Here is an 18,545-nt window from a genome sequence, read left to right as displayed (position 1 = left end):
GTGTGGTCTTCCTTGGTTGGGTTACTTGGCTTTTTCGGTGAGGGTCTTGGTGCCGCGGCCCAGGGCGACCTGGCCGGACTGGACGAGTTCGATGATCCCGTGGGGGCGGAGCATCTCCAGCAACGCCGCCAACTTGTCGTCGCTGCCCGTCGCCTCGATCGTGATGGTCTCCGAGGACACATCCACGGCCTTGCCGCGGAACAGGCTCACGACGTCGATCACCTGGGATCGGGTGTGCACGTCCGCGTGGACCTTGACGAGCACCATCTCGCGGTGCACGGCCTGGGTGCCGAGCTCGAGCACCTTGCGGACCTCGATCAGCTTGTTCAGCTGCTTGACGATCTGCTCGAGGGCCGCGTCGTCGGCCACCTGGGCGACCACAGTCATGCGGGAGACCCCCTCCCGCTCGGTCGGTCCGACGGCCAGCGACTGGATGTTGAACCCGCGACGCGAGAACAGCGCTGCGATGCGGGTCAGGACTCCAGGATGGTCCGCGACCAGGATGGACAGGGTATGGGTAGCGGTCACAGGTCCTCCTCCTCCCACTGCGGGGCCATGTCCCTGGCCACGCGGATCTCGTCGTTGCTGACGCCTGCGGCCACCATCGGCCACACCATCGCGTCCTTGTGGACGACGAACTCGATGACGACCGGACGGTCGTCGATCTCGAGCGCCCGACCGATCGCCTCGTCCATCTCCTCCTCGTTGGTGGCGCGGAGGCCGACACAGCCCATCGCCTCGGCCAGCATCGGGAAGTTGGGGAGGTTCTCGGTCATCAGGTCGGTGTTCGAATAGCGGCCCTCATAGAAGAGGGACTGCCACTGCCGGACCATGCCGAGCGCATTGTTGTTGATCACGGCGATCTTGATCGGGATGTTGTTGAGCGCGCAGGTGACGAGCTCCTGGTTCGTCATCTGGAAGCAGCCGTCACCGTCGATCCCCCACACCGTGGAGTCAGGGTTTGCCACCTTCGCACCCATCGCGGCCGGGACGCAGAACCCCATGGTCCCCGCGCCGCCGGAGTTGAGCCAGCGACCCGGCCTCTCGTGGGGCAGGAAGTGAGCTGCCCACATCTGGTGCTGGCCGACACCCGCCGCGTAGATGGTGTCGGCGGGGCTGAGCTGCCCGATCCGCTGGATGACCTCCTGCGGGGAGAGCCTGCCGTCCGGGATCTCCTCCCAACGCGGCTGGTAGCGATCCTTCATCCCGGTAAGCAGGCGGCGCCACGCGTCGCAGTCGGGGGCGTCGTAGGCCTCGATCGCGACGATGAGCTGCCGCAGCGTCTCCTTGATGTCGCCCACGATGGGGATGTCGACGGCGACGTTCTTGCCGATCTCGGCCGGGTCGACGTCAGCGTGGATGATCTTGGCCAGCGGCGCGAAGCTGTCGAGCCTGCCGGTGACCCGGTCGTCGAAGCGCGTCGCCAGGGCGATGATCAGGTCCGCCTTCTGGAGAGCTCCCACCGCGGCGACCGTGCCGTGCATGCCCGGCATCCCGAGGTTCAGCTCGTGGCTGTCGGGGAAGACGCCGCGCGCCATCAGCGTAGTGACGACGGGGATGCGCGTCTTCTCGACGAACTCGGCCAGCTCGTCCTGTGAGCGCGAGGAGGCGACTCCGCCTCCGACGTACAGCACGGGGCGCTCGGCCTGAGCGATCATCCGCGCAGCGGCGCGGATCTGGCGCGTATGGGGTCGAAACGTCGGCTTGTAGCCGGGCAGGTCGAGTTCGGTGGGCCAGACGAAGGGCGCCTTGGCCACCAGAGCGTCCTTGGCGATGTCGACGAGCACCGGTCCGGGCCGTCCTGTGGCGGCGATGTGGAACGCCTCCTTGACGGCCAGCGGGATGTCCGCGGTCTCCTTGATCAGGAAGCTGTGCTTGGTGATCGGCATCGTGATGCCGCGGATGTCGGCCTCCTGGAAGGCGTCCGTGCCGATGGAGGTGCTGTTCACCTGGCCGGTGATCGCCACGAGCGGGGTCGAGTCCATGTAGGCGTTCGCCAGCGGGGTGACGAGATTCGTCGCACCGGGACCGGAGGTCGCTATGCAGACGCCGACCCGCCCGGAGCTCATCGCGTAGCCCTCGGCCGCGTGCCCGGCGCCCTGCTCGTGCCGCACGAGGATGTGCCGGATGCTGGAGTCGAAGAGCGGGTCGTAGGCCGGCAGGATCGCGCCCCCCGGGATCCCGAACGCTACGTCGACGCCCATCTTCTCGAGCGATGCGACGAGTGCCTGGGCCCCCGTCAAGAGTTGACCACTGTCCTGCGCCATTGCCTCTCCCTTCTCCTGGCTGCGACCCATTGTGCTTGTCAAGAAAAAACCCTCGTTGCCTTCAAGGCAGACGAGGGTGCGCTTCGTGATGTGCTTCGCGAAGCGCTACCTGATGACTACGAGTCGTCCGGTGAACATGGGTCCACCTTCCCTTGGCACGAACCGGGTGTCAAGCACTTGCGAGGCCTCATCCGAAATGTAAGACGGCGCCCGGGCGGGGAACCCGGGCGCCGTCTCAGATGCGAGGAGTCACGAACGGTCGACGACCACGTCACGCTCGACGACGGCCGCAACGGGGGCACCGACGCGGGTCAGGGCCCAGCCGATGAGGCCGAACAGGATGCCGAGACCCATGACGAGCGCCGCGACGCCGAAGGCGACCACGGAGGTGAACAGCGACGCACGGAGGAAGGAGGCATTCATGACCGTCGTACGGGTGGCGGTGTACTGGTCCGCCAGCTCGGTGTCACCGGCCTCCTTGGCCGCGGTGGCCAGGGCCCCGAGCTCCGAGTAGGTCTTGCCTTCGGAGGCGGCCATGGCGTGGTGGTTGATGATGTCAGCCTGCGCGTACGCCGAGAGCGGCCCGGAGACCGGCTTGCCGGCGAAGGCGCCGCCCATGAACGTGGCGTCGGCGGGGACGGTGATCTTCTCTGCGGCCAGCTGGGAGCTGACCATGCCGTACGTCAGGGCGCCGGCGATAAGCAGAACGATGCCGGCGACGATCGAGATGATGCCGACGGTCTTGGTGGCCTTCATGGTGAGGGTCCCTTTCTTCGGTGAGGCTGTCCTACCTCTCGTAGGAGACAATGTAGACGGTCTCGGGCTCCTGGGGAACTGAAACGCGGCACCAATTTCGGTGAGCTTCGAAATACGTCACCCGACGATGCGACGCCAGACCTCGTCGAGGGGTTCTGTCACCTCGGTCTTCATGTGTGCCACGCCGGGGTTGTCCGCCCAGCGCGGCAGGACGTGCACGTGGGCGTGGAACACCTCCTGCCCGGAGGCGGCGCCCGCGTTGGACACGATGTTGACCGCGTCCGCGCCGAGCCGTTCCTTCAGCAGCCTGCCGACGCGGGCCACGGACGGGCCAAGTTCGACGAGCACCTCATCGTCGGCGAGCGCGTCGACGACGTGCCTCCGCGGGATCACCAGCGTGTGCCCGACCTGCCAGGGGTTGATGTCGAGGAAGGCGAAGCACGCCTCATCCTCGTAGACGCGCTTCGAGCCGATGTCTCCGGCGACGATGGCGCAGAACAGGCAGTCCATGGTTCTCCTTCTGTCAGCGGACGGTGAAGCCGGCGTCGCGCAGCCCGGCCTTGACCTGGTCGATCGTGAGTGTGCCGTAGTGGAATACGCTGGCGGCGAGCACCGCGTCGGCGCCGGCGGCGGCCGCGGCCACGAAGTGCTCGACGGTGCCCGCGCCCCCCGACGCGATCAGAGGGACGTCGGCGATCGCGCGCACGGCGGAGATCATCTCGATGTCGAACCCGTCGGTGGTGCCGTCGGCGTCCATGGAGTTCAGCAGGATCTCCCCCACGCCGCGGTCACACGCTTCCCGCACCCACGCCAGCGCGTCGAGGCCGGCCGAGCGGCGCCCGCCGTGAGTCGTGACCCCGAAGCCTGACGGCATGCCCGGCTCGCGGCGCGCGTCGACCGAGAGGACGAGCACCTGGTCGCCGAAGGCGCGCGAGATCTCGTCGATGGCCGCGGGCCGCGCCAGCGCGCCGGTGTTGATGCCCACCTTGTCCGCGCCGGAGCGCAGCAGCAGGTCGACATCGGCCACGGACCGGACACCTCCGCCGACCGTCAGCGGGATGAAGACGGTCTCGGCGCAGCGCGCGACCATCTCGCGCGTGGTGGCCCGGCCGTCCGAGGAGGCGGAGATGTCGAGGAACGTCAGCTCGTCGGCCCCCTCGGCCGAGTACCGGGCGGCCAGCTCGACCGGGTCGCCGGCATCGCGCAGGTTCGTGAAGTTGACCCCCTTGACGACGCGGCCGTCGTGGACGTCGAGGCAGGGGATGACACGCAGCGCAACACTCACATGCTCAGGCTAGCGCCCCTCAGTCCTCCTCCAGCTCCACCGCGACGACGCCACGGCGCATGGCGTCCTGCACCGCGTGGGCCGTCCGCCGCAGGTCGCCCGGACCGGCGGCGCTGGCGAGCTGGCCGGCCAGATCGATGACCTGCCGTACCCAGCGGACGAAGTCGCCGGCGGACAGGTCGGTGGTGGCGAGCACCTTCGCCAATTCCTGCCCGCTCGCCCAGCGCCACGCGGCCTCGGCGAAGCCGATATCGGGCTCGCGCCCACGGTCGCGTCGGTGGCTGCGCTCGACCTGACCCACCTCCCGCCAGGTCGCCCGGAGCGCGGACTGGGCCTGCTCGCTCGGCCGGTCCGGCATCCGGGGCGGCACCGAATCTCGGCTGGGCCTCGACTCGTAGAGCAGCGTCGAGAGGACGGCTGCGAGCTGCGGGGCATCGAGGCCGGTGAAGACATCGCGGCGGACGCACTCCGCGGCGACGAGGTCGAGCTCGTTGTAGATGCGCCTCAGCATGCGGCCGGCGTCCGTGAGGTCGTCGCCGTCGAGATAGCCGAGCTCGTCGAGCACGGCGCACACGCGGTCGAACTGCACGGCCAGGGAGTTGGCCCGGCCGGTCGTCTCCCGCTCGACGCGCTCAGCCTCCCGCTCGAGCCGGATGATGCGGGCCGCGTGCACGGCGTGCGTCTCCCGGTCCGGGCAGTCGTGACACGGGTGGCGCTTCAGCTCGCGCCGCAGCTCGGCGATCCTGCGCGCGACGGCCTCGTCCGACGGGGCCGCGACGTCCGGGACCTGCGGGTCCCTCTCCTCGATCCGCTCCGACATCGACTGGAGCAGCGACCGGCGCGACTTCCGGTCGCGCAGCGAGAAGTCGCGCGGCACCCGGACCCGGCCGACGGGCGTCAGTGGGCCGCGCAGGTCGTGCGGCTGCAGCTTGAGGACCGTGTGGTCGGCCGAGATGGTCTGGACCCACGGCTCGGCCCCACGCTGCGCCTTCTGGCCGACGCGCAGGACGACGGACCAACCCTGCCGGTCCAGGTGCACGATGTCGCCGGGGAGCAGCTTCGTCATCGAGTCGGAGACCTGCTCGGCCTGCTCGCGACGCCGGTCCTTCGACGCCGCGGCCTCCAGCCGGGAGACCTCGTCGCGCAGGCGGGCGTACTCCATGAAGTCGCCGAGGTGGCACTCGACCGCCGCGTACTCGCCGGCCAGGTCCACCTTGAGGCCGCGTCCCGCGCGTGCCGCCTGGACGACGGACTTGTCCGTCTGGAACTGCGCGAAGGACTGGTTGAGAAGCTCCCGCGCCCGGTCCCGACCGAGCGTGGCCATCAGGTTGACGGCCATGTTGTAGCTGGGCGCGAAGCTGGAGCGCAGCGGGTAGGTGCGCCGCGAGGCCAGGCCGGCGACGGCGCGGGGGTCCATGCCGGAGCGCCACAGGACGACGGCGTGGCCCTCGACGTCGATGCCCCGGCGACCGGCCCGGCCGGTGAACTGCGTGTACTCCCCCGGCGTGATGTCGACGTGGGCCTCGCCGTTGAACTTCACGAGCTTCTCCAGCACGACGGTGCGTGCCGGCATGTTGATGCCGAGTGCCAGGGTCTCGGTGGCGAAGACGAGCTTGAGGGCGCCGGTGGCGAAACCCTCCTCGATGATCGCCTTGAAGGCGGGCAGCTGTCCGGCGTGGTGGGCTGCGACGCCGGCCATCAGGGCGTCGCGGAACCGCTCGTAGTCCAGTGCGCGGAGGTCCGCCTCGCCGAGCCCGGCGACATGCCGGTCGGCGATGTCGCCCAGCAGCACCGCCTCCGCCCTGTTCGTCAGCACAGTGCCGGCGTCGGCCACCTGGCGCACCGCGGCGTCGCACCCGACGCGGGAGAAGATGAAGTAGATCGCGGGGAGCAGGCGCGCCCGCTCGAGCACGATGGCGACCTCTCCGCGGCCGGGCTGGCGAGCGGCGAACCGTTGGGCTGGCTGGTCCCCGTAGCTGGACCGCTGCCCCGGCCTCCCCCTGCCGGAGCGCCCCCGGGCGCGGCGCGAGTCGTCGCGCACCCGGCCGGACTCCTCCCGCGAGACCTTCAGCAGCTCCCGGTTCACACGGGCCGCGCGCTCCGCGGGCAGCTCGCTCGCGGTGGGGGCCACGCCGTCGAACAGGTCGACCAGCCGCCGCCCCACGAGCACGTGCTGGAACAGCGGCACGGGGCGACGCTCCGAGACGACGACGGCGAAGTCGCCCCTGACCGTGCGCAGCCACTCGCCGAAGTCTTCGACGTTGCTCACGGTCGCAGACAGCGCGACGATGGCCACCGACTCGGCGAGTCCGAGAATGACCTCCTCCCACACGGGGCCGCGGAAGCGGTCGGCGAGGTAGTGCACCTCGTCCATCACCACGAAGCCGAGGTTGTTCAGGGTCGGAGACTGCGCGTAGATCATGTTGCGCAGCACCTCGGTGGTCATGACGACGACCTGGGCCTCGGCGTTGACCGAGGTGTCGCCGGTCAGCAGGCCGACACGGTCGGGGCCGTACCGCTCGACGAGGTCGTGGTACTTCTGGTTCGACAGCGCCTTGATGGGCGTGGTGTAGAAGCACTTGCGCGAGTCCTGCACCGCCAGGTGGACCGCGAACTCGCCCACCACGGTCTTTCCGGCCCCGGTGGGGGCCGCAACGAGCACGCCCCTGCCCTCGTCGAGTTCCCGGCATGCCTCCAGCTGGTAGTCGTCCAGGTGGTAGGGGTAGAGCGCAGCGAACTCACGCACCCCTTCAGGCAGCTCAGTCACACCTTCAACGTAGCAGCGCCCCGTCAGGCAACGATCGTGATGTCGCGCGAGTTGGAGATCGATTGCGTTCCGGTCTCGTCGGTCAGCTCGACGGTCAGCGTGTAGGTGCCGAGCTGGATGTCCTCCTTCGAGACCAGGAGTTGCTTGTCGAACGGGTAGTTCGTGTTGGCGAGCAGGACGGCTTCCACGTCCTCAGCGTAGATCGTGACGTCGCCGTTTGGTGCCTTGAGTGAGATGCTGTAGTAGACCGTGACGCTGTCGCCGGGGGGCCCGGTGTAGAGGAAATGCCCGCCCGAACTCTCGAGCGGGCCGGCCGTGCCACCCTCTCTGAGGTCGGAGAGACCGTCGATCACGATGGTGACATCCGACAGGTAGTCACCACTCGCGGCGAATGCGGGTAGCGTGCTCACGGCCACCACGACGGGGGCCGCCCAGACCGCACCGAGCATCGTCCTCCGGTTCACGCCGACTTGCGTGCCTGGAATCGTCATCACGCTCACCTCCCCAGGGCTTGCGATGCACGCTACCCGCCGCCGGGTTCACCCCGGGGAGTACGACGAGGCGGGGCAGGGGGCGGATCAGGCGACGAGGACGCGCAGCGCCCGGGGCGCGATCTTCACGACGGCCGGCACGCTGCCCATCTCCTCGCCGTCGCCCATGACGAACAGGCCGTCGCCGTCGACCTCGACCCGGCGGGCGCGGAGCCTCTCGACGACGGGATCGGTGACGAACTTCCCGGAGTACATGGTGGGCAGCAGGCGCAGCAGCTTGGCGCGAGACGCCGCATGGATGATCGTGACGTCGAGCAGGCCGTCCTCCGCGTCGAAGTCGGGCGCGACCCGCATCCCCCCGCCGAACAGTCCGAGGTTCGCCACCGCCACGAGCATCGCCTCGAACTCGCGGGGCTCGCCGTCGATGGTGACGCGGTAGGACAGGGGCGAGAAGGCGGCGAGCTCACGCAGCGCGATGTAGCCGTAGCTCAGCGCGCCGAGCCGCAGCCGGATGTCGTTGGTGGCCCGGTTGACGCGGGCGTCGTAGCCGCTGGAGACCACCGCTCCGATGTAGCGGTCCCCCTCGGCGTTGGTCAGGTGGGAGAGGTCGATCACGCGCGTGCGGCCTCGAACCAGCGCCTCGACCGCCTCGCGGATCGAGCCGGGGATCCCGGCCCCGCGGGCGAAGTCGTTGCCGGTGCCCGCGGGGATGACGGCCAGGGTCGCGTCGGTGCGGGCACAGGCGTTCAACCCGAGGTGGGCCATGCCGTCGCCGCCCATCACGGCGACGACATCGCCGGGCTGCGCGGTCAGCGCGGCGGCCCGCGTCAGGTCGCGGGCCTCCTCGTAGGTGCTGGAGGCCACGACGTGCAGTTCGGCGTCGGTGATGCCCTCGTGCAGCCGGGCGACGACCTTCGGCAGCACGCGCCCGGCGCGGCCACCGCCGGACTCCCTGTTGCAGACGACCGTGATCAGCCGTCGCCTGGCGACGGTTCCGCTCACCTGCCGTCCTCAAGGTCGACCGAGAACTCCGTGGCGGTCTCCTCGGTGATGCCGCGCTTCCTGTCCCATACGCGGCAGATGGCCTCGGCGATCAGGAACATGACCGTCACGGGCACCGCCAGCGCCAGCATCGAGAACGGGTCGGTCGTCGGCGTGGCGACGGCGGCCAGCACGACAGAGCCGAAGACCACCATCTTGCGCGCCTTCTTGAGCATGTAGCCACGCACGACACCGGCGAGGTTCAGCCCGACGACCACGACGGGAAGCAGGAAGGCCGCGCCGAACACGAGCATGACCTTGATCTCCATGGCGAGGAAGTTCGCCATGTCGAGCAGGTTCGTGATGCCCTGGTTCTCGGGAGTGAAGCCGAGCAGGACCTGGATGCCGGTCGGCCAGATGTAGTAGCCGAGCGCGGCCCCCGCGAAGAACAGCGGAAGCGACACCCCGACGAAGGCAAGGGCGTACTTCTTCTCCTTGGCAACCAGACCGGGCGCGACGAAGGCCCAGATCTGCCACAGCCAGATGGGCGCGGAGATGGCCACGCCGCCGAGGACGCAGACGAGCACGGCGAGCGTGAACGGCTGGGTGACGCCGGTGTTCACGATCTCGGTGGTCGCTCCGTTCGCCTCGAGCACCGCGCGGGCCTTGTTCCAGGGCGCGAGGAAGAAGTCGATGAGCGCCTCGTAGAAGAAGATGCAAAGCAGAGCGCCGAGCACGATCCCGCCGATCGAGATCGTCACGCGGTAGCGGAGCTCGCGCAGGTGGTCGTAGAGCGACATCCTCCCCTCGGGGCCGCCGTCCGGCGGGCGCAGCCACCCGAGTCGACGGGACCCGCCCGCCTCCTCAGAGGTCGTCGCCTGCGTCCCAGCCATGGATCAGTTCTGATCCTTGCGCTCGTCCTTGTCGTCGATCTCCGGCTGCACGATCTCCGCGTCGACGACCTCGGGCTTCTGCTCCGCGTCGGAGGACTTGACCTCCTCCTTGAACTCCCGGATCGAGCGGCCGACCCCCTTGCCGAGGCCCGCCAGCCGCGAGCCGCCGAACAGCAGCAGCGCCACCACCAGGATGATGATCCATTCCCAACCGCCGGGCATCAGCGTTCCCCTGTCTTCGTCGTTGCGCGCATGTGCGGGCGTCCCTTCTCGTCCGACGGCCGATACCGTCGCGTTCGGTGGCGGGCCAAGTCTAGTCGCGGCGCAGAGAGGCGATCTCGACGGAGCCGAGCAGCCCCGCGATCTCGCGGATCCGGCCCGAGGTGACGTCGATCTCCGCCTTCAGGCCCTCGGCGCGGTGCCGGAGCCCCAGCGCGTACACGACGAGCACGACGGCCCCGGCCACTGCCAGGAGAGCGACGATCACGATCCACACCACGGCGTCACCCTACCCCAGCACAGTGCGGTAGGCGTCGAGCGCAAGACGCGCCCGGTCCGCAGCTGCGGCCCTGGCGTCGGGGTCCGACACGTCGACGACGTCGTCGCCCAGCCGCAGCAGCAGCGCCGAGGCCCAGGCGGGCGAGGCGACAGGGAAGGTGATGCTGAGAAGCCCACCCTCGAGTGCCGCCACGCGCGTCGTGGGGTAGTATTCCGCGATCCAGGCGGCGGCCGGAGTGACGGTGAGCGTCAACTCGCGGGCGCCGTCGAACCACGCGGGCCGGGGATCCTCACGCGGCGTGTAGCTCTCGTCCGTGACCGTGACGCTGACCAGCCGGTCGAGCCGGAAGCTCCGCCACGCCCCGCGCAGGCGGCTCCACGCCTCCAGGTACGGGTAGCCGTCGACCAGGCGCAGCTCGACGGGTTCGACCGAGGCGACGCTCGTGCCCGGCCTGCCGAACGTGAGGTACTCCACCTGGACGACTCTTCGTGCGTCGATGGCGGCGGCCAGGGCCGCGCGCTGCCCGGGGTCCGTCGGCGCGACGGTCACGCTCACCCTCTCGGCCTCATGCCCGACGGCGGCGCGCAGCTTCGCGAGCGCGCTGCTCGCCGCGTCCGATGTGCCGGCCACGTCCACCACGAGCTGCATCGCCGCCAGCAGGCTGGCGGCCTCGTCGGGCCGCAGCCGCAACGGCCGGGAGAGCACGTCGGCGTTGCGGAACTCGATGTGCCCCTCGTCGCGGACGGTCTCGATGTCGACGTCGAAGAGGTCATCCCAGTAGCCTCCCGGCAGGCCGCAGAACTGCAGCACCTCGAGGTCGTTGATGATCTGCTTCTCGGTCGTGTCGAAGGCCAGGGCGACGGCCGCGACCTCGATGCCCTGATGCGCGGCCAGGTACGGCACCAGCCTGAGCAGCCGCGACAGCTGCGCCTGTGCCCTCATGCCGCGGCCCTCGTCAGCGCCACGATGACCTGATCCCTCAGGTCGGGCGGGTCGAGGACCAGCACGTCGGGAGCGGCGGCGAGGATCTCCCCCACCAGCGCCCGCCCGTCGATGCCACGCATCCGCCACGCGGAGTACCCCTCGGGCGCCGCGGCGCCGTCCGCCGGCTCGGCCCCCGGCGGGGCGGCCGCACCGTCGCGCACGGCGACCAGTGCGGCCGCCGCATCGACGGGAGTGAGTCGGGCGGATTGCTCCCGGGCGTCCGTGGGCACGTCGAAGGCTCCGGCCTTGCCGACGGCCACGGCCGGGCTCGTGAAGCGGGCGAGCTTGAAGAACCGGTCCGCCTCCTTGTCGAGGTCGTAGCCGAAGACATACCAGCGCCCGCGGCGCTGCAGCAGCATCCAGGGCTGCAGCCTGCGGTCCCGCCCCCCGTAGCCGAACGTGACCTCCCTGCGGTCGAGCGCGGCGCCGTAGACGACCTCGAAGTCCCGCTCGCGGACGTCGAGGTGCGGGCGGACCGACGGCACGAGCGAGGGGTCGGGGTCGGCTCCCCCGGCCCGCAGCGCCTCGAAGGCGCGTGCGGTGTGGTCGGCCGCCAGCGTGTCCTGCCACACCTGGCCGGCGAGCGCCAGCGCCGCCAGCTCCTCGGGCGTGAAGGAGATCTCGGGGAGCTCGAACGTCGCCCGGTTGATGCGGTAACCGTGCTCCTCGTCCTCGAAGAAGACCTCGTTGGAGCCGGTCTCGATCTCGATGCCCAGACCGCGCAGCTCCTGCTTGTCCCTCTCGAACTGGCGCTCGAAGGCCTGATCTGTGCTGTCCCGGTACGCCTCGACCATGCTGCGCAGCTCCGCGCGGGTGAGGTAGCGGCGGGTGCTGAGCAGCGCGATGAGCAGATTGACCAGCCGCTCCGACTTCCTAGCTGACATGGGGCTCAGGGTAGCGGGTGCCGTGTGACGGCATGATGGGGGCCATGCATGTGGACCGCTACGCGCCGAGCCCGACCTCCGATCTGCACCTCGGCAACCTCCGCACGGCGCTCGCGGGCTGGCTGCTGGCGAAGGCGGCCGGCGGGCAGTGGCTCATGCGGGTCGAGGACCTCGACACTGCACGCGTCCGCGCCGCCGAGGGGGTCGAGGAGCGTCAGCTGGCCGACCTCCACTCCCTGGGGCTCGACTGGGATGGCGGAGTCGTGCGCCAGTCGGAGCGCCTGGCGGCCTACCGCGACGCGGTGGCACGGCTGCCGACCTACGAGTGCTACTGCACTCGCCGGGAGATCGCGGAGGCGGCCTCCGCCCCGCATGGCGACGGGTACCGCCCCTATCCCGGGACGTGCCGGGACCTGACTGAGGCACAATGGGCGGCGAAGCGCGCGACCCGGCCCGCTGCGCTGCGCGTCGACGCCGGCGGAGCCACCTGCACCGTGCTGGACGCGCACGCCGGGGAGGTGACGGGCACCGTCGACGACTTCGTGCTCGTGCGCGGCGACGGGCAGTACGCCTACAACCTGGCGGTCGTTGTCGACGACATCGCGATGGGCGTCACGCACATCACCCGCGGGGCCGACCTCCTCAGCTCCGCCCCTCGGCAGGCCTGGCTGACGCGGGCGCTGGGCGGCACCCCGGCCGCCTACGCGCACGTCGGGCTCGTGACCAACGCCCGCGGCGAGCGGCTGGCCAAGCGCGACGGGTCGGTGACGCTCGGCGACCTCTCGCCCCGCACCTCTGAGGACGTGCTCGCGATGCTCACCGCCTCGCTCGGGCTGGGCCCCTGCCGCACGACGGAAGAAGCGCTGGCCGCCATGCCTGGCGATCAGCGCTTCTTCTCCGGTGCGATGTGGGACGGGGGTCAGCTCGTCGCCGTCTCGGCGACATCCAGGATGTCGATGACGTAGACCAGCGTCTGGCCGGCCGCGAGCGACGGGGTGGCGCTCGGCAGGCCGTCAGGGTAGGCCTGCGCCGGCGGCACGACGAGCAGGACGCGGGAGCCGGCGGTCTTACCCACCAGGCCCTCCTTCCAGCCGTCGATCAGGTTCGCGAGCTCACCGGTCTGAGAGGTCCACGCGTCCTCGAAGATCGTGTCGGGGTCGGCGTAGTTCCACGAGCGGTACTTGACCGTGACGGTCGAGTCCTCCTTCACCTTGGCACCGGGGCCCTTGATCAGGTTCTGGGAGACGAGCTTGGAGGGCGCCTTGTCGCCGTCCGCGATGGCGATCGTCGGGCCGTCGTCGGTCATGGTGACCGTCGGGAGGCCGTCGACCGGGTCGACGGCGGTGCCGGTGGCCTCGTCGAAGCTGGAGCTCAGGATGTCGACGACGAACAGCAGCGAGTCGCCGGCCTCGATGGTGCCGGTCGAGGTGCCGTCCGGGTAGCCGTCCTCGCTGGGGATGCCGATCAGGACGCGGGATCCGACGGTCTGGCCGGCCAGGCCGGTCTTGAAGCCGGTGATGACCTGGTCGAGCGGGAACGAGGTGCTCTCGCCGCGCTCGTAGGAGCTGTCGAAGATCTCGCCCGTGCGGCCGTTGACGCCGACGTAGTTGACGGTGACGGTCGCCGTGTCTCCGACGATCTGCGAGCCGCCCTCGCGCAGCACCTTCGTCTGCGTGGAGCTGATGGCCCACGGGGCGTCGAACGTGATGACGGGCGTGTCCTCGTCGCTGACGGTGATGGCGCTCAGGTCCGCGGACGGGCTGACGGAGACCGTGGGGCTGGCCGACTCGCTGGGGCTGGCGCTCGCGCTCGCGCTCTCCGACACGCTGGGCGAGGCGGAGGACGTCGAGTCCGTGGTCGTCGTCGAGCAGGCGGACAGGGCGATCATGGAGGCCGCGGTGACGCCCAGCAGGGCGCGACGCAGCGTGGCGGGGGAAACAGTCACGCGGGGAATGGTAGCCCAGCGACCTGTGGGGCCCGTCACAGGCCCACCACGTCCAGCAGGGCGCCGAGCTCCTCGCGGGTCAGTTCGCGGACCTCCCCGGCGGGCAGGTTGCCCAGCCGGACGGGTCCGATGCCGGTGCGGCCGAGCCGGTCGACGGGGTGGCCGACGGTGTCCATCATGCGGCGCACCACGCGGTTGCGGCCGGAGTGGATGGTGATCTCCAGCAGGGTGGCGTCCTTGCCGCGGCTGATCAGCTTGACCTTGTCGGGCTTGACGGGTCCGTCGTCGAGGCGGACCCCCTTGGCGAGTCGCTTGACGGCGTGGTTGTCCATCACGCCGGCCGCCTGCACGAAGTAGGTCTTCGGCACCTCGTAGCTGGGGTGGGCCAGGCGGTGCGCGAACTCGCCGTCGTTGGTGAGGATGATGATGCCCTCGGTGTCAGTGTCGAGTCGTCCGACGTGGAACAGTCGCTGCGCGGTCCGGGGCAGGTACTCGGACAGTGTGGGGCGGCCCTCGGGGTCGTCCATGGTCGACACGACGCCGCGGGGCTTGTTGAGCACCAGGTACTGGTGGCGGCGCGGCGGCGGGATGCGGGATCCGTCGACGCGGATCTGGTCGCGGTCGGGGTTGACGCGGCGGCCCTGCTCCGTGACGACCTGGCCGTTGACCTCGACCCGGCCTTCCTCGATCAGGATCTCGCTGGCGCGTCGGGACGCGACGCCGGCGGCGGCTAGCACCTTCTGCAGGCGCACGCCCTCTGTCTCTTCACTCATGGGTGTCCTCCTCGGCCGGGGTTCCCGGCGCCCTCTCGGCGGCGAGCTGGCCCAGCTCAGCCTCCAAGGCTACGGCGTCGGGGAGCAGTGGCGCCAGATCGGGCAGTTCGGACAGCGAGTCGAGCCCGAGCTTCTGCAGGAACAGCGGCGTGGTGACGAACGTCATGGCCCCGGTCACGGGATCCTCGCCCTGCTCGCTGATGAGGCCGCGGAGCAGCAGCGTCCGGACCACGCCGTCGACGTTGACGCCGCGCACCCCTGCCACCCGGCCCCGCGAGACCGGCTGCAGGTAGGCGATGACGGCGAGCGTCTCGAGGGCGGCCTGGCTCAGCCGGCTGCGCTGGTCGGCGACGAGCCAGCTCTCGAGAACGGGCGCGAGCGACGGGTCGGCGGCGAAGCGCCAGCCGCCGGCGACCCGCAGCAGCCGGATGCCCCTGCCGTGCTCCTCGTAGAAGGCCGCGCTGTCATCCAGGGCCGCGGTGACCTCCGCCTCGGGGACGTCGAGTGCGGCGGCGAGGTCGGCGACGGTGACGGAGTCCGTGGCCATGAGCAGCATGGCCTCCAGCGCTGGGGTGATGCTCATGGGTCCTCGCTCGGGGCTGCGTCGTAGTCGTCTGTCACGTCGGCGGTGTCGGCGTCGCCGGCCGTCCACGCGACGGTGAGGTCGGCCAGCGGCTCGACCTGGTCCAGCGAGATCTGCTGGGCGCGGAACAGCTCCAGGATCGCCAGGAACCTGACGACTGTCGTGAGCCGGTCGCAGCCGGTGATCAGCGCGCGGAAGGTGCTGGTGCCGTCGCGTCGGAGCCGCTCGGCGACGAGGCCGACCTGCTCGCTCAGGGACACCGTGCTGCCATGCAGGTGCGTCAGTTCCACGGCGGGCGGCGGGGCCATCGCGGCGGCGGCGAGGCGTGCGAGGTCGGCGGGCGTGATGCGCAACTCGACCTCGGGCATGACGGAGGCGAACTGCTCCTCGAGGCCGCCGGGGCGCCAGTGGGTCGAGGAGGCGTCCTCGATCGTCGCCTGCAGCCAGGCGGCGACCTCCTTGAAGGCGCGGTACTGCAGCAGCCGGGCGAAAAGCAGGTCGCGGGCCTCGAGGGCCGCCACGTCCTCCGCGTCGTCGACCTCTCCCCCCGGCAGCAGCCTGGCGGCCTTCAGGTCGAGCAGGGTGGCGGCGACGACGAGGAAGGAGCTGGTCTTCTCAAGGTCCCACACCTCACCGCCGGCGCGGACAAAGGCGATGAACTCGTCGGTGACCTGGCTGAGCGCGACCTCGGTCACGTCGAGTTCCCGGCGCGAGATCAGGGTGAGCAGCAGGTCGAAGGGGCCCTCGAAGTTGCTCAGCCGGACCGCGAACTCGCTCACTGCTCGTCGAGCTCGCTCACGAGGAAGGCGGCGGCGCCGTTGGCCTGCAGGTCGGCGAGCGCCTGCGCCACGGCGACCCGCACGATCCGGCCCCTGTCGACGCGGATGCCGTGCGTACGCCGCAGCTCGAGGTTGGCGTCCTCCAGCGCGAGAAGTTCCTCCTCGCTGAAGTACACGGTGATCTTGTGGTCGTGCCTGACCCGGCCGGACGCCGGACCGTTGCCGGCCGCGCCGCGCCCGGCGGAGGACGCCGCAGCGTTGTCGGGCCCCGGCTCGACGGCCGGCTCCGGGATGGGCGCGGGGTTCTTCGTCGGCCGGAACAGCTCGTTGGCTCCGGGCAACGAGGCGCGTCGGTTCACTGGTCGCCGACCCGCAGGAGCACCTCGCGGGCGAGCTGACGGTAGGCGTCGGCGCCCGGGGAGGAGGTGGCGTAGGTGGTGATCGGCTCCCCGGCGACGGTGGTCTCGGGGAACTTGATGGTGCGGCGGATGACGGTGTGGAACACGTCGTCGCCGAAGGCCTGCACGACACGCTCGAGGACCTCTCGCGTGTGCAGCGTCCGGGCGTCGTACATGGTGCCGAGGATGCCGAGGGTCATCAGGTCGGGGTTGAGCCGGTCCTGAACCTTGGAGATGGTGTCGGTCAGCAGGGCGATGCCGCGCAGGGCGAAGAACTCGCACTCGAGCGGCATGATCACGTAGTCGCTGGCAGTCAGCGCGTTGATGGTCAGCAGGCCGAGGCTCGGCGCGCAGTCGACGAGGATGTAGTCGTAGTCGCCGCGCAGCTGCTTCAGCACGCGGGTCAGGGTCTGCTCGCGGGCCACCTCGCTGACGAGCTGCACCTCGGCGGCGGACAGGTCGATGTTGCTCGGCAGGATGTCGAGGCCATCGACGTTGGAGTGCCGGATGACCTCCTGCGGCGTGTAGTCACGGCTCAGCAGCAGGTTGTAGATGGACTTCTCGAGCGTGTGGGGGTTGACGCCCAGGCCGACCGACAGCGAGCCCTGGGGGTCGAAGTCCACCAGCAGGACCCGGCGGCCGGTCTCGGCGATCGCGGCGCCCAGGTTGATGGTGGTGGTCGTCTTGCCGACGCCGCCCTTCTGGTTGCACATCGAGATGATGACGGCGCGCTTCGGCCCCGGGGCGGGCGGGCCGGGCTGGGGGAAGGTTGGCAGGGGACGTCCGGTGGGCCCGAGGTCGCCGGTCTCCACCAGCGTCGTCGATCCGTTCTCGGGTACCTCGAACCTCGGGGTCTCGAACAATGAGTCCTCCGCCACAGCCATGCCTCCTCGTGCCTCAGCAACACACCGACCTTAGTATGCCGTGCTGCGCGCCCGCGCGTGCCGCCGGTAGCCTGAGCGCCATGACGAGCCCCCTGAATGAGCCGTACCGACTCGAGTCGCTGCCCCTCGACACTCCCGACGACGACCCACGCTGGGCGCAGTTCCTCGACACGATCCGCTCGCCGCTGCTCGCCGCGCGCGCCGGCGACGCCGGCCAGCGGGTGTTCCGCGACCACCGCCGGGCGGGCGGCGCGCGGCTCAGGATGGTGACGGCCGAGGGCCCCGGCCTGGAGGGGCGCGTGCCGGTCGCGGGGTTCAACAGCTCCGACCGGGTCGTCAACACCGGCACTGCCGAGCTCGGCGTGCTGGCGATCGAGACCATCGGCGTGCGGGCCAGCCACCGTCGCCGCGGCCTCCTGACGGTCCTGATGGTCGAGGCGCTCGGAGAGGCCCGCGAGCGCGGGCTGCCGCTGGCGGCGCTCAGCGCCTCCGAGGCCGGCATCTACGGGCGCTTCGGCTTCGCCCCGGCCGACTCCTGGCGGCACATCGACGTGGACACCCGGCGGCTGGCGTTCCGGCCGGGCGTCGAGGTGGCGGGCGGGACGCTCGAGCTGGTGGCGCCCAACTCGGTGAAGGAGCAGGTGGCGGGCCTGTTCGCGGCCCACCGCGCCCGGCACCACGGCTCCGTCGCTCCGGGGCACGGCGACGTGCTGGTCATCTCCGGCCAGTGGGACGCATCTGCCCAGGGCCCGTCCAGCACCCTGCGGCACCTGGCGCACTTCGACGACGACGGCACCCTCGACGGGCTGGCCACCTTCACGCCTCGGCAGCTTGACGACCCTCCGATGACTGCCGAGGTCGGGATGGTGCTCGCCGCGGATCCCGCCGTGGAGAGGGCGCTGTGGCGCGGGCTCGCCAGCATCGACCTGATCGACGTGCTCAGCTATGACCAGCCCAACGCGGACGACTCGCTCGACTGGTCGCTGGTCGACCGACGCGCGGTCAGGATGACCCGTTCCCACGACCACATGTGGCTGCGGATCCTGGACCTCCCGACGGCCGCGGCCGGACGTTCCTTCGCGGGCGCCGGATCGATCACCCTGACGGTGGACGACAAACTGGGGTTCTGCGCGGGCAGCTGGCTGCTGGAGGTCGCCGACGGTCGCGCGGTCTGCACACGGGCGGAGCCCGACGATCCGGCGGCCCCCGAGGTGAGGGTCGGCGTCGACACGCTGGCCGGCCTCTGGCTGGGCGGCACGGCACCGTCGACGATGGTCGATGCGGGGCGCGTGGCAGGCGACGACGAGGCCCTCGCGGTGTTCTCGACGATCTTCTCCAGCACCGGGCAGCCGAGGAACCTGTCCTGGTTCTGAGAG

At 70.4% G+C, this 18,545-nt stretch carries 21 protein-coding genes; 2 read left to right on the top strand and 19 right to left on the bottom strand.

Annotated elements, in window-relative coordinates:
• Window positions 1–21: 21 nt before the first annotated feature.
• The 13 genes from ilvN to KDB89_RS05470 form a co-directional block, all read right to left on the bottom strand.
• Window positions 22–528, bottom strand: a complete 507-nt coding sequence (ilvN, locus tag KDB89_RS05530) for an acetolactate synthase small subunit (protein WP_219083843.1) — start codon at window positions 526–528, stop codon at window positions 22–24.
• Window positions 525–2,267 (bottom strand): acetolactate synthase large subunit, encoded by a 1,743-nt coding sequence (locus KDB89_RS05525; RefSeq protein WP_439654870.1) that lies wholly within the window; start codon window positions 2,265–2,267, stop codon window positions 525–527. Before KDB89_RS05525 ends, ilvN begins: the two co-directional genes overlap by 4 nt.
• A gap of 249 nt (window positions 2,268–2,516) precedes the next feature.
• Window positions 2,517–3,023, bottom strand: coding sequence for an aromatic ring-opening dioxygenase LigA (locus KDB89_RS05520; protein ID WP_219083842.1), 507 nt, complete (start codon window positions 3,021–3,023; stop codon window positions 2,517–2,519).
• A gap of 117 nt (window positions 3,024–3,140) precedes the next feature.
• On the bottom strand, window positions 3,141–3,533 hold the full coding sequence (locus KDB89_RS05515; RefSeq protein ID WP_219083841.1) for an HIT family protein: 393 nt from the start codon (window positions 3,531–3,533) through the stop codon (window positions 3,141–3,143).
• A gap of 13 nt (window positions 3,534–3,546) precedes the next feature.
• The gene (hisF, locus tag KDB89_RS05510) at window positions 3,547–4,308 is read right to left on the bottom strand and encodes an imidazole glycerol phosphate synthase subunit HisF (protein ID WP_219083840.1); all 762 of its coding nucleotides are present in this window, start codon (window positions 4,306–4,308) and stop codon (window positions 3,547–3,549) included.
• Between the two features lie 19 nt (window positions 4,309–4,327).
• Entirely contained in the window at window positions 4,328–7,066 is a 2,739-nt protein-coding gene (locus tag KDB89_RS05505; protein WP_219084214.1) for a DEAD/DEAH box helicase, read from the bottom strand.
• A 32-nt stretch (window positions 7,067–7,098) separates the two neighbouring features.
• Entirely contained in the window at window positions 7,099–7,575 is a 477-nt protein-coding gene (locus tag KDB89_RS05500) for a hypothetical protein (RefSeq protein ID WP_219083839.1), read from the bottom strand.
• Window positions 7,576–7,653: 78 nt separating this feature from the next.
• Entirely contained in the window at window positions 7,654–8,568 is a 915-nt protein-coding gene (locus KDB89_RS05495; RefSeq protein ID WP_219083838.1) for a diacylglycerol/lipid kinase family protein, read from the bottom strand.
• Window positions 8,565–9,440, bottom strand: a complete 876-nt coding sequence (gene tatC / locus KDB89_RS05490; protein WP_219083837.1) for a twin-arginine translocase subunit TatC — start codon at window positions 9,438–9,440, stop codon at window positions 8,565–8,567. Before tatC ends, KDB89_RS05495 begins: the two co-directional genes overlap by 4 nt.
• Window positions 9,441–9,443: 3 nt before the next feature.
• Window positions 9,444–9,662: a Sec-independent protein translocase subunit TatA/TatB gene (locus KDB89_RS05485; RefSeq protein ID WP_219083836.1), complete on the bottom strand. Its 219-nt coding sequence runs from the start codon at window positions 9,660–9,662 to the stop codon at window positions 9,444–9,446.
• A gap of 91 nt (window positions 9,663–9,753) precedes the next feature.
• The gene (locus KDB89_RS05480) at window positions 9,754–9,939 is read right to left on the bottom strand and encodes a hypothetical protein (protein ID WP_219083835.1); all 186 of its coding nucleotides are present in this window, start codon (window positions 9,937–9,939) and stop codon (window positions 9,754–9,756) included.
• Between the two features lie 9 nt (window positions 9,940–9,948).
• Window positions 9,949–10,881, bottom strand: a complete 933-nt coding sequence (locus tag KDB89_RS05475) for a helix-turn-helix transcriptional regulator (protein ID WP_219083834.1) — start codon at window positions 10,879–10,881, stop codon at window positions 9,949–9,951.
• Entirely contained in the window at window positions 10,878–11,807 is a 930-nt protein-coding gene (locus tag KDB89_RS05470; RefSeq protein ID WP_219083833.1) for a helix-turn-helix transcriptional regulator, read from the bottom strand. The genes KDB89_RS05475 and KDB89_RS05470 overlap by 4 nt, the downstream gene beginning before the upstream one ends.
• 44 nt (window positions 11,808–11,851) lie before the next feature.
• On the opposite strand from KDB89_RS05470, the gene gluQRS reads away from it, so the two are divergent.
• The gene (gluQRS, locus tag KDB89_RS05465) at window positions 11,852–12,772 is read left to right on the top strand and encodes a tRNA glutamyl-Q(34) synthetase GluQRS (RefSeq protein ID WP_255556248.1); all 921 of its coding nucleotides are present in this window, start codon (window positions 11,852–11,854) and stop codon (window positions 12,770–12,772) included.
• On the opposite strand, the gene KDB89_RS05460 is transcribed toward gluQRS, so the two are convergent.
• From KDB89_RS05460 to KDB89_RS05435, 6 genes are read right to left on the bottom strand one after another with little or no spacing between them, the layout of a single operon-like run.
• Window positions 12,727–13,752 carry an FKBP-type peptidyl-prolyl cis-trans isomerase gene (locus KDB89_RS05460; RefSeq protein WP_255556247.1) on the bottom strand — a complete coding sequence of 342 codons (1,026 nt, stop codon included), beginning with the start codon at window positions 13,750–13,752 and terminating at the stop codon, window positions 12,727–12,729. The genes gluQRS and KDB89_RS05460 overlap by 46 nt on opposite strands.
• A 35-nt stretch (window positions 13,753–13,787) precedes the next feature.
• On the bottom strand, window positions 13,788–14,525 hold the full coding sequence (locus KDB89_RS05455) for a pseudouridine synthase (RefSeq protein WP_219083832.1): 738 nt from the start codon (window positions 14,523–14,525) through the stop codon (window positions 13,788–13,790).
• A complete protein-coding gene (gene scpB / locus KDB89_RS05450; RefSeq protein WP_219083831.1) occupies window positions 14,518–15,108 on the bottom strand; it encodes an SMC-Scp complex subunit ScpB in 591 nt (196 codons plus the stop codon). Before scpB ends, KDB89_RS05455 begins: the two co-directional genes overlap by 8 nt.
• On the bottom strand, window positions 15,105–15,887 hold the full coding sequence (locus KDB89_RS05445) for a segregation and condensation protein A (protein WP_219083830.1): 783 nt from the start codon (window positions 15,885–15,887) through the stop codon (window positions 15,105–15,107). Before KDB89_RS05445 ends, scpB begins: the two co-directional genes overlap by 4 nt.
• On the bottom strand, window positions 15,884–16,246 hold the full coding sequence (locus KDB89_RS05440; protein ID WP_219083829.1) for a hypothetical protein: 363 nt from the start codon (window positions 16,244–16,246) through the stop codon (window positions 15,884–15,886). The genes KDB89_RS05445 and KDB89_RS05440 overlap by 4 nt, the downstream gene beginning before the upstream one ends.
• Window positions 16,243–17,169, bottom strand: a complete 927-nt coding sequence (locus tag KDB89_RS05435; protein ID WP_219083828.1) for a ParA family protein — start codon at window positions 17,167–17,169, stop codon at window positions 16,243–16,245. Before KDB89_RS05435 ends, KDB89_RS05440 begins: the two co-directional genes overlap by 4 nt.
• A gap of 80 nt (window positions 17,170–17,249) precedes the next feature.
• Between KDB89_RS05435 and KDB89_RS05430 the strand changes: the two genes are divergently transcribed.
• Window positions 17,250–18,542, top strand: a complete 1,293-nt coding sequence (locus KDB89_RS05430; protein ID WP_219083827.1) for a GNAT family N-acetyltransferase — start codon at window positions 17,250–17,252, stop codon at window positions 18,540–18,542.
• Window positions 18,543–18,545 lie beyond the last annotated feature (3 nt).

Source organism: Tessaracoccus palaemonis, from assembly GCF_019316905.1.
In the GTDB taxonomy this organism is placed as follows: Bacteria; Actinomycetota; Actinomycetes; order Propionibacteriales; family Propionibacteriaceae; genus Arachnia; species Arachnia palaemonis.
Note: the sequence above shows the minus strand (reverse complement) of the source record. Positions and strands in the feature narration are given on the sequence as shown.